Genomic DNA, 6,329 nt, shown 5'->3' on the forward strand with positions numbered 1-6,329 from the left:
GCTGACATCGGAGTAGCGAACATCTCGACTCCTGGTGTACCGGGTGCCTTGTCGTTGGGACAGATCCTCACCGCCCACGCCACGGTTGGTCTATTGCCTGGAGAGGTGCTGACCTCCGGTCTGGTGAGTGCAGGACACCTCGGGGTGAGTCAGGCCGTCATAGGTTTAGACCTATCTCCAGGTCACCTTCCAAGTGCCGGGGTTAACGTTGGAGGTCGGGTAGAGGTGGTCTTTACTGGCCAACAGCCGCTCAGCACTGGCCCCAAGGGGAGCGTTGCGAATCCTGGCATGGTACTTGGCGCAGGAACGGTCACCTCGATCATTCCTGGAACATCGGGCTCTGGAACCTTAGTGGATCTCCTGGTGTCTAAAGATCTGGCCCCAACTCTGACTACTGCTGGGGCAAACAGTGACATCTCCCTAGCACGGGTATCGGGATAACATGGCGTTGGTCGTACTCACGCAGGTTGCTGGAGGGGTCGGAACAACGACTTTAGCCGCCAATTTGACAAACCTGTGGCCGCTTCACCCTCGTATCTTGCTCGAGCTCGGTATCACTGGTGGAAGCCTTATGCAGGTTATGGGCTTTGATGCGCAAGCTTCTAACACGCCAGCGTCATTATCGGACCTTCTGGCCGACGGCTATGACCTCGGACTCTCAGAGGTCCAGGCACCTAGTCTTGCGGGTCTTAATCCCGAGCGGTGGGAGCTCCCGGTCGTGCCCGCACCGGTTATCCCTGATTTTCCTCGTCCTGGCGAGCCCATGTGGTGGCAGAAGCGCGTTGACCTCGCCTTGAGTACCAACTTGGATGTCATTGTTGACCTGGGTAGGGTCGCACCCGAGCACATGGGCATCCATAACCGCGTGTTGAATACAGCAGCGATCATCCTCGTGGTGGTGCGCAACATAGAGGAGGCACGACGCGCAGTCGCCCGCCTCACCCTCTATCAGGATCGGCTGGCAATCGTGGTGATCTCCAGGTTGCGTTCGATGCCCCAAGAGGTCACCGATGCGACTGGCGGAGTCCTTTGCGCAGAGGTGTTGCCCTTCGATGAGGATATCGCTACACACCTGTGGCGAAATGCGCTCGTTACCGAGTCGAAGGCCAAGAAGCCCAGCAAGCAATATCTAGATGGAGTAAGCCATCTTGCTCACTACCTGAGAGGAGCAGAGTTGAATGTCTGAGGTCGCGACTATCGCCAAGAGGTCAAAGGGCGATGCCCCTCCTTATTGGAGGCTGACCCAACAACGCCAAAGCGCTGTGAGTAAGTTCTCACGCAATCCAACGATCACAGATACTGTCCAGGGCTCGGCGTCGTATGCCCAAAAGCGCAAGATCGTTGAGGATCTGGTGTGCTCACAAGCTGCTGAGTTCGGAATCGGTGTAAACCAGGCGAGTGAGTTCGCCGTAGTGGTCGCTGACGATCTTGTTGGGCTCGGCGGACTTGAGACACTCATCCGTGATGAGACCATCTTCAACGTCACCATTCGATGGATGGACGGGGAAGATGCACAGATTGGGTTACATCGAATTGGATCGAGTGTCAAGGAACAGTTCACCTACCCGCTGGCAAACAACCTCAATACATTCCGTGAGAGCATTATTGGTGGCAAGGCGATCAGGTTCTCTGGCCAGCCGGTGAACTGGACCTACTCATCTCCTCATATCACCCTCTATCTACCGAGCCATCGTGTGCGTATCGCGGCGAACATGCTCCACGACACGAGATCCGTGCTCGCCTCGGTCCGAATGAACCGCACCGGTCAGCCTGACTTGGATGAGATCTACCGGATGGGGATGATCCCAACTCGAGGGATGTACTGGTTTCTCAGAGCAATGCTGGCATCACGTGCAACGTTCCTCGTCGTTGGCTCAACGGGCTCTGGCAAGACCACTCTGTTGAGGGGACTGCTCCACAGTGTGGATCCAAGCGACTACCTCTATGTTGTGGAGGATTCTCCAGAACTCGATCTCAACTCGCGATCAGATCGTCATGACATGATCCTGGCTCTCGTACCGACCAAGGAGCGCAACATGGCCAATCTTATTCGCGATAGCCAGCGCTTTATGGCCGATCGAATTGTCATTGGGGAAGCGCTAGATGATTCGATCATCGACTGGTTCACGGTCGCCAACGTCACTGGGGGATCTGGCCTCACCATGCACGCGGAGGAGCCAGCGAGTATTTGGCGCCGCATTAAGAACATGGTGGGCTCCAAACTCTCAGAGCGCGAGGTCTTCGAGCGCATGGCCGAGTCTGTCGATGTGATCCTGTTTGTGCGTCAACGCTATGAACGCGATCCAGAGCGACAGATCGAACACGTTTGGGTGCTCACCCACCAGCTTGGTGCAGATGGTAAGCCGGTATATGGAGAGCTTTGGGGGTTCGATTCTGAACTACGCACTACAAAATGGAGAGGAGTCATTCCTGAATCCATCCAAGACAAGGTGAACCGCACTGGTGTGCGACTTGTTGACAATGGTGGTGATGTTGGATTCGCCCGTGTCCCAAACCGCGCTTTAGATCCGCTGTTGGCCGGCATCGTCGATGGGTCCAAAGATGGGTCCACAGAGGGACAGATCCGCCAGCGCCAAGAGGGATCCCAAGCTATCGCATCGGCGCCTTCACAGACGGTGCCTGAGCCGAAAGGTTCTACGTCCGGCCCGAGCGAGGCCGAGGTCTTTGCTGCAATCTTCGGGGCAGAGTCCGCGCCCAGCGGTCGCGATCATCGGGGAGAGCGCTAATGGTTCAGGCGATGATTACTGGATCCGTGGCACAAAGGTACGCTATCTACCTCTACCTTGGGGGACTGCTCGTTCTGCTCGGTGGTCTGTGGGGAGTCGCCGATCTCTGGGGACAGTATCTAGTCAAACGTCGCTCCACCAAGGGCGAGCTCGTTGCAAATATGACCCGCGCTAGAGCGAGGTCCGCGATCGCAAGGATGACCCTTAAGGACTGGGCTCTTATCCTCGGGGTCGGAGCTGGGGCGGCAATCTTTACACATCAGCCGGTGCTTACCGTTGGCTCGGCGATGATCTTGTATCTGACCCGCGCATTCTTTGGCAAGGACCCTATGGAGGCGCGAGTGGTGTCCATGGAGGCCAACATCACATGGATTCAGACGCTTTCGTATCTGCTACAAACCTCCAAGACGGCATGGGAGTCGCTCATGATCTCAGCGAAGTCACTGCCACCGGATGCGGCGGGGGATCTGCGGGAGAACCTACACCTAGCCAACGTCTCGATCGGTGGGTATGTTATCCGGCTGCGTGATGCACTGACCCTGTTTGCGATCAAGCGAGAGGATCCCCAGGTCGACGTGGTGGTAGCGATGGTGAATGCCAACTTCACCTCAAGCGGTGGTGATGCAGATTATGAGGTCATGGCACAGATCCAGCAACAGCTCAAAGATGAACTGGCCGAACAGAACACCGCACTCGGTGCGCGTCGGGAGATCTTCACTATCGCCAAGATCATGTTTCCTGCAGTGGTCATCATGGAGATCGCACTTGGGGCACTCATGGGAAACTTCATCATGCCCTATTACCGCACCGTCTCTGGCAACATCGTCCTTGTCCTGATCGAGGCAGTCACGGTCGGCCTCCTCCTTCTCTTTCGGAAGTTCTCTGCACCGCTGGCCGAGACCCGATTGATTGTCCCACAGACCTTCAGGGAAAGGCTCGGACAACAGATTGGGCACGTCTCTGCCAATGAGGATCACGGAAGGAGCTCGTCATGAGTAGTCATGTCCTGGTAGGGATGGCACTGTTGGTCACCGCTGTCGTGGTGCTTGGAAACATGGGGATCACGTGGTTGTTCCGCAGTGACACCAAGAGTGTTGGGGTCCGCGATCTTGTCGGGCGAGTCAACCATTACCGAACCACCCTCGAGGATCCAAAGCTGCGCCAAGCACTTGCAATACTCGACAGAGACACGAGCTACTACAACGCCAAGACCGCCAACAGTCTGGTGTTGTGCCTGACCATCTCAGCCGCAGTCGCTTTTACGATGGCGCTCGTTGGTTTCGGGCTTCTGATCCCCGGCATTGCCTTCGTGATCGGAGCTGGAGCGAGCGTGCCTATCAGCACGGTCTTGACAAAGGCAACTATCGAGGGAACGGCGAAAACTGAACGGGAGGCCTTCCGGTCCGTGCTCACTATGTATCTCATGGTCTTTGGTGTTGAACTTCGCACTCACCCTGTAGAGATTGCCCTGCGCGAGATGGAGGAGGTGACCTACTCGCCAGTCGCGTTCCGGATCACCCGCGAGATCCAGGAGCGAATCGATAGTGCTGCTGAATCCACGAGCAGCGAGGGTATCGCGGAGGACGCGAGCCTTGCTCAGGCGATGCTGGACCTGGGACAAGATTGGGCCATCCCCGAGCTGGAACTCATCGGTGAGACCATGCGAGGATCGCTCTTCTCTCCGGATGCTCTCTCGGACATGATCCTACAACAGGCGCGCACGATGAAGCAGTCACTCATGCGAGGCTATGCCAAGAAGCTTGAGGCTCAGCGACCAAAGCTCTCGGTATTTGCCCTACTCCAGATCATGCCACTGCTGGTCTTCATCATGGTGCCTATGTTATCTGCGTTTGGGAAAGGTGGACTTTGACATAAATAGAACGGACACCTATATGTAGATAATTGGTTAGAATCCATTACGAGTATCTCTGGGAGGGAGGTGAATAATGCTTACTATTTATGTGTGGTACACGACCGTGGGTGCGTGGCTTGGCGAGGGACTCAAAAGGGCCATGCCATTGCGAATGCAACGATTGGTCTTTGACGAGAGTGGGGACTTAACGACCACGATCGCATGGGTCATCGGGATCATGGTGATCGCTGGCGTCGCTATCGCGCTCTACACGAACGTCATCGCGCCGGGCGTGACAAGTACCACGACAAAAACCAATACCGTGATTAGCCAACTTCCCTAACCCCGAGCCAACAGCCACTAGGGCGTGTGAACCCCTACGCGCCCTAGTGGCCGTGCTCGACTTAATAGACCAAGAAAGGATCAGGCCCATGTTGCGAACAAGACTCAAAGATATCCATGGGGGAGTCGATGACGCGCTGGGCTTGGCGATGGAGGTCTTTGTCTTCACGGTGATCTTTGTCTTTGGAGGAGTCTTCATCGGGTCAGCGGGAGCACAGGCGCTATCTGCAATAGTCGCTCACCACTTGGCAGCTGTTGAGGCCTCTACGACGGCGACCTTCGCCAATGCGGAGGCCAAATCCGAGAGCAGTATCTATCTCCTGGCGAGCTCCACTGGCATCGTCACCTCTCAATCACAGTGCTCGCCCAACACCAACGCCTGTGTGGTCTTTGAGCCATGCTCCGCGGCTCAACCCGTCTGCACGGTCGTGGTCGAGCGTCGGGTGGTGATCCCAGTTGCTAACATGCCGATCGTCTGGAGCGCTAAGGCCGTGTCGATCTGGCAACAAGGTGGGCGAACCTCATGATAGCGCGCTTGCAAGATACACTGAGCGACGAGAGCGGCCTTGTGTCGACGATGGAGATGACGCTTGGCATCATGTTGTCCTTTGTCCTCATTGTCGCTGCGGTACTGATGATCATGTACGCGCTCATGGGCACCATGGTTGATGACGCAGCGCTCGTGAGTGCCAGAGCGGCAACCCAGTTCCAGTTCCCTACCCAAGCATCGCAGGCGACCACGGTGGCAAAGGAGGTGTTTGCCAAGGCGATTCCACAATCTGCTCAGACCCAGTGTGCACCTCTACGCGTGAGCGTCCCGGTGAAAGCTGGCCAGTCGTTTGTGGTCTCAAGCGTCTGTACCGTCGATCTCGGAACGTTTCTTGGCAAACACATCAGTACCACCTGGACCGCGACGGCTAGCGTCCCGGTAGAGCAGGTGGCCGAGTAATGGGTGCCTTTGTCCTCTTCCCAGTCTTGTTGTTCAGCGTTTTTATCACATCGGTGCTGGGCGTCTTCGATTACGTCCATGTCGCGATCCTGGTGCATGCTGCTGCACAGACGGCGGTTGCTGCAGCGGCACAGGACGTCAGCGCCCTGAACACCCAGGGGAACTACCAGTTATTGAGTACACAATCAGCCGCAGACGCGACCGCGGCTAATGCTGTTGTCGCCGGGCTCCTTACGGGTAAACCCTACATAACTAACTGGTCATGCAGCGCAACGACTAACTCCTATGCGTGCAGCGTCAATTTTAAGGTGCCGATGCCGATTCTCGGCTCCGTCAGTGCCACGACAAGCGCAACCGGGACCTACGCAACCAATGTGCAAACCACCAACACGAGCTCACCGTCGAGTGGACCCAATCTACCGATCTTTGTGCCGGGCAC

At 56.5% G+C, this 6,329-nt stretch carries 9 protein-coding genes; all 9 read left to right on the top strand.

From position 1 onward, the window contains the following. Positions 1-441 (top strand): hypothetical protein (locus tag M7439_RS06795; RefSeq protein WP_308464423.1); only part of this gene is annotated, 441 nt, incomplete at its 5' end. A 1-nt stretch (position 442) separates the two neighbouring features. Further along, a complete protein-coding gene (locus tag M7439_RS06800; protein WP_298344341.1) occupies positions 443-1,186 on the top strand; it encodes a hypothetical protein in 744 nt (247 codons plus the stop codon). Next, the gene (locus tag M7439_RS06805; RefSeq protein WP_308464424.1) at positions 1,179-2,747 is read left to right on the top strand and encodes an ATPase, T2SS/T4P/T4SS family; all 1,569 of its coding nucleotides are present in this window, start codon (positions 1,179-1,181) and stop codon (positions 2,745-2,747) included. Before M7439_RS06800 ends, M7439_RS06805 begins: the two co-directional genes overlap by 8 nt. A gap of 11 nt (positions 2,748-2,758) precedes the next feature. After that, positions 2,759-3,742, top strand: a complete 984-nt coding sequence (locus M7439_RS06810; RefSeq protein WP_308464425.1) for a hypothetical protein — start codon at positions 2,759-2,761, stop codon at positions 3,740-3,742. Further along, a complete protein-coding gene (locus M7439_RS06815; RefSeq protein WP_308464426.1) occupies positions 3,739-4,617 on the top strand; it encodes a hypothetical protein in 879 nt (292 codons plus the stop codon). Before M7439_RS06810 ends, M7439_RS06815 begins: the two co-directional genes overlap by 4 nt. Before the next feature lie 76 nt (positions 4,618-4,693). Continuing rightward, a complete protein-coding gene (locus M7439_RS06820) occupies positions 4,694-4,942 on the top strand; it encodes a hypothetical protein (protein ID WP_298442843.1) in 249 nt (82 codons plus the stop codon). 88 nt (positions 4,943-5,030) lie between these two features. Beyond that, positions 5,031-5,468, top strand: coding sequence for a hypothetical protein (locus tag M7439_RS06825; protein ID WP_308464427.1), 438 nt, complete (start codon positions 5,031-5,033; stop codon positions 5,466-5,468). Further along, entirely contained in the window at positions 5,465-5,890 is a 426-nt protein-coding gene (locus tag M7439_RS06830; RefSeq protein WP_308464428.1) for a hypothetical protein, read from the top strand. The genes M7439_RS06825 and M7439_RS06830 overlap by 4 nt, the downstream gene beginning before the upstream one ends. Next, positions 5,890-6,329: hypothetical protein (locus tag M7439_RS06835; protein ID WP_308464429.1), on the top strand; the 440-nt coding region annotated here is incomplete at its 3' end. The genes M7439_RS06830 and M7439_RS06835, both read left to right, overlap by 1 nt.

The organism is Ferrimicrobium sp. (assembly GCF_027319265.1).
Lineage (GTDB): Bacteria > Actinomycetota > Acidimicrobiia > Acidimicrobiales > Acidimicrobiaceae > Ferrimicrobium.